Raw genomic sequence first — 1,556 nt, 5'->3', positions numbered from 1 at the left:
CGGGGTCCCGGGTCTGCGGAGCAGCGCTGCGCGCTGCACCGCGCCCGGGACACGGGCTAGTCCTCACGCCGTCTCTTTCGTCGCATCCAGCCAGGCGCGGACGCGGGCGTCTGGGTCTTCGTTCTGCGTCACGTCGCTGACCACTGCGATCGAGTCGGCGCCGGCGGCAAAGATCTCTTCGGCTTGCTCCAGCTTGATGCCGCCGATCGCGATCAGCGGGATCTGGCCGACGCGCTTCTTCCATTCGGTGATTTTCGGGATGCCCTGCGGCGCGAAGCGCATCGATTTCAGCGTGGTCGGGAAGATCGGGCCGAGCGCGATGTAAGTCGGTTCTGCAGCCAGCGCGGTTTCGAGCTCAGCGTCGTCGTGAGTCGAGAGGCCGAGCGTCAGGCCGGCGCTCCGGATCTCGTGCAGGTCGGCCTCGGCGAGGTCTTCCTGGCCGAGATGCAGATGCTGGGCGCCGGCGACGATCGCGGCACGCCAGTAATCATTGATGATCAGCCGGGTCGAGGTGCCCTTCACCAGCTCGAGCGCATCGGTGACGAGCTGCAGCGCTTCGGCGTCGTTCAGCTCCTTGGCGCGGAGCTGCACGGTGCCGACGCCGAGCGCGACCAGGCGTTTGACCCAGGCGAGGCTGTCGACGACGGGATAGAAACGGTCAGGAAACGGCATGCCAGAACGGGGTCCCGATCACAGGAGTGGAGGGCGAGGCGAAATCGCGGGCGCCCATCAGACCCGCTTCGTAACCGGTGCGGCCGGCTTCGACCGCGAGCTTGAAGGCGCGCGCCATCGCCACCGGATCTTCGGCCTTGGCGATCGCGGTGTTGAGCAGCACGGCGTCGTAGCCGAGCTCCAGCGCTTCCGCCGCGTGGCTCGGCGCGCCGAGGCCGGCGTCGACCACGAGCGTGATATCGGGCAGGCGGTCGCGTAGCAGCTTCAGCGCATCGCGATTGGTAATGCCGCGCGCGCTGCCGATCGGCGCCGCCCAAGGCATGATGACGCGGCAGCCGGCATCGACCAGGCGATTGGCGACGCTGAGGTCCTCGGTGCAATAGGGGAACACTTCGAAGCCGTCCTTGGCGAGGATCTGCGCGGCTTCGACCAGACCGACGACGTCGGGCTGCAGCGTGTCGTTGTCGGCGATGACTTCGAGCTTGATCCACGGCGTGGCGAACAGCTCGCGCGCCAGCTTGGCGGTGGTCACCGCCTCGCGCACGCTGCGGCAGCCGGCGGTGTTCGGCAGCACGGTGACGCCGAGCTCGCGGATCAGCGACCAGAACTGATCGCCAGCCTTGCCACCCGCCGCCTCGCGGCGCAGCGACACGGTGACGATCTCGGCGCCGGATTCGCGGATCGCGTCCTGCATGATCGCGGGCGACGGATACAGCGCGCTGCCGATCAGAAGGCGGGAGGAAATCTCGCGATCGTAGAATTTCACCATTGGCTATGCTCCGAGCACTGCGCACTCCCTCTCCCGCTTGCGGGAGAGGGCTGGGGTGAGGGCGACGCGCACTCTGTGCCTGGGGACCCCCCCCCCCCCCCCCCCCCCCCCCCCC

2 protein-coding genes are annotated in these 1,556 nt (G+C 68.4%); both read right to left on the bottom strand.

What is annotated here, in order from left to right; genetic code table 11:
- Nucleotides 1-63 precede the first annotated feature (63 nt).
- Nucleotides 64-672 (bottom strand): thiamine phosphate synthase, encoded by a 609-nt coding sequence (locus IP86_RS24020; RefSeq protein WP_054164959.1) that lies wholly within the window; start codon nt 670-672, stop codon nt 64-66.
- Nucleotides 659-1,441, bottom strand: a complete 783-nt coding sequence (locus IP86_RS24015; protein WP_054164958.1) for a thiazole synthase — start codon at nt 1,439-1,441, stop codon at nt 659-661. The genes IP86_RS24020 and IP86_RS24015 overlap by 14 nt, the downstream gene beginning before the upstream one ends.
- Between the last annotated feature and the right edge of the window lie 115 nt (nt 1,442-1,556).

This window comes from Rhodopseudomonas sp. AAP120, from assembly GCF_001295845.1.
GTDB lineage: Bacteria > Pseudomonadota > Alphaproteobacteria > Rhizobiales > Xanthobacteraceae > Rhodopseudomonas.
The sequence above is the reverse complement of the archived record's forward strand: the minus strand, read 5'-3'. Positions and strand labels throughout refer to the sequence as shown.